The following is a 2,136-nucleotide window of genomic DNA, read 5'->3' on the forward strand; positions in this document are numbered from 1 at the left end:
TTTAGGGTTGTTGTTTTCTTTCTTTATTTTCTCAATATGCTCTAATATGTGTGGAGAATTTTGAATGACTCTTGCTACTTCATATGGAGTTTTTCCACTTTTAAAAGCTTCAAATATCCAGTTTCTTAATAATTGTGCTACCCCTCCATTAGTATTCACGTAATCATTAAAACTACCTTGTGTGATAAATAAGTAATTAAAAACCTGTTTTTCAAATTCTAAATCATAACTCATTAATGGTGTTTTAATAGCAGTTTTATAAGATTTGTGTTTTTTTATTGTTGAGAAAATAAAAGCTAATAAAGAAATCCTCATTAACTAGATTTTCTAAAAAAACGTCCTATTTTCAGTATTTTTTAATATTATATTTAGAATTGTTTCCATACTTTTAGTGAATAGTGATATTATTATATAACGAATGTATAACTTATTATTTATAATAAAAAATAAGTTATGTAAAAAATATAAATTTGTGCAAGAAAAACTATTAGAGCGAATAATAAATGCTATTAAGCATTTAGGACTTACTGGATATGAAATAGCGGAAAAAACACCTTTATCGCAAGTAGGAATTGATAAGATTCTAAACAGAACATCTACTAAACCTAGAGATACAACTATTGAAGTTTTATACAATTTGTTATCTAAAGAGTATAATATATCTAAATCTTGGTTAAATCATGGATTAGGTGATATGAAAGATGAAACAAATGAAAAAGATAATAATTCTTCTATTGACAATATTTTTAAAGAATTAATATCTAAAACAATTGGATATAAATTAGATGAAATATTATTGTGTTTAGAAACGATAAAAGAACAAAATAAAGAAATAATAGAATATATAGATTCTCAAAGGCTTAAAGATCTAGTTTCAGTTGAAAAAGAACGGGTTAGTAAGAATAAAAAAACAACTAAGAATACTTAAGAGTTTGCATATCTATTTATTATAAAATCAACTTGTTCTTCTATTTTTTTTGTTTCTGACATAATTATACCTTTTTCAATATCCTCTAATAATGATAAATATTGATCTGCCATTAATTTACCGTCATCATATCCTTGCTTAGCAGCAATCAGAAGCACCATTCTTTCAATATTATTCATTCTTGAAGTAGTTTTTTCTTAGCTATTTTTATTTGCCTTTTTATATTATAAACTTGTAAGAATTTTATGGTTTGGATAACAAATATTACTAGAATAGTAGTGCTAAAGGTATACCAATATAAATACCCATCATCTATTATTTTATAGTCTTTCAGTAAGAAAAACAATTGAAGTATGTAGCAATATATTGGAATTAGGTATGCTACAGAATAAGAACGTAATAGAGCTCCAGCAATCAATATCAAAGGAGAGATAGTTTGGCTCATTAGCCAAATAAAAGTTTGAAAATCTATTTTTGCCAAAAGAAATTTCTCAGGTATAATGAATTGGTAATTAAAAATAGCCATAATTTTATCAAGATAAAGTACTAATCCTGAAAAAATTATGGCTATACTTCCCAATACCCTTGTTGCTGTAAATTTAGATTCATTATTTAATATCCTATCCACTGTTACGAGTACCTGGTCTTTGAATATTTGATAAGTCAACGGATTGTACTTCTCTTGTTCCTGGTCTTTTAACATCGGATAAATCGACTTGAAAAGTTTCAATATTTTCATCATTTCCTATTATATCATCTTGTTTCTCACAAGAAGTTGAAAATATTAACAAACTTGATACTGTAGATAATAAAATGATTTTTTTCATAACTAAATTGATTTAAGGATTATCTCTAAAAATAATGTTTAAAACCTTAAAATTATATAGTTATATAAAAAATAATTAACTGTTTTTACGAGGTACTCTTCAGTATTTTAGTATTGCATTATAATATTCAACATTTTTTTGAGTAAAGATACATAGCTATATAGTTAACTCGAATACGGAAAAACCGTAAATTATAAAAATATATGTAATTATTATAGAATATTACATATCAGGTATATACATGTGTATTCAAAAAGATGTTCCACTATTATTTCCCTACTTTTAAAACTCTATTCGTCTAATATCTGTTTTTATCTTCAAATATATCATTAGTAATTAGTTGAAAAAAAACTTGTAATCAGTAATTAAAATATGGTTAAG

At 24.7% G+C, this 2,136-nt stretch carries 5 protein-coding genes; 1 reads left to right on the forward strand and 4 read right to left on the reverse strand.

Annotated features, from left to right (window positions below; translation table 11 throughout):
- A partial coding sequence (locus N456_RS08945; RefSeq protein ID WP_148639266.1) for a hypothetical protein occupies nucleotides 1-315 on the reverse strand: 315 nt, incomplete at its 3' end.
- Nucleotides 316-472: 157 nt separating this feature from the next.
- Here N456_RS08945 and N456_RS08950 point away from each other — a divergent pair.
- The gene (locus N456_RS08950) at nucleotides 473-928 is read left to right on the forward strand and encodes a hypothetical protein (RefSeq protein WP_148639267.1); all 456 of its coding nucleotides are present in this window, start codon (nucleotides 473-475) and stop codon (nucleotides 926-928) included.
- Here N456_RS08950 and N456_RS08955 read toward each other — a convergent pair.
- The 3 genes from N456_RS08955 to N456_RS24065 are packed head-to-tail and all read right to left on the reverse strand — an operon-like array spanning nucleotide 925 to nucleotide 1,755.
- Nucleotides 925-1,107, reverse strand: a complete 183-nt coding sequence (locus tag N456_RS08955; protein WP_062056074.1) for a hypothetical protein — start codon at nucleotides 1,105-1,107, stop codon at nucleotides 925-927. The two genes, N456_RS08950 and N456_RS08955, sit on opposite strands and share 4 nt — an antisense overlap.
- On the reverse strand, nucleotides 1,104-1,556 hold the full coding sequence (locus N456_RS08960; protein WP_148639268.1) for a hypothetical protein: 453 nt from the start codon (nucleotides 1,554-1,556) through the stop codon (nucleotides 1,104-1,106). The genes N456_RS08955 and N456_RS08960 overlap by 4 nt, the downstream gene beginning before the upstream one ends.
- Complete coding sequence (locus tag N456_RS24065; RefSeq protein WP_148639269.1) at nucleotides 1,549-1,755, reverse strand: hypothetical protein; 207 nt, start codon at nucleotides 1,753-1,755, stop codon at nucleotides 1,549-1,551. Before N456_RS24065 ends, N456_RS08960 begins: the two co-directional genes overlap by 8 nt.
- Nucleotides 1,756-2,136 lie beyond the last annotated feature (381 nt).

Origin of the sequence: Aquimarina longa SW024, from assembly GCF_001401755.1 — a bacterium.
In the GTDB taxonomy this organism is placed as follows: Bacteria; Bacteroidota; Bacteroidia; order Flavobacteriales; family Flavobacteriaceae; genus Aquimarina; species Aquimarina longa.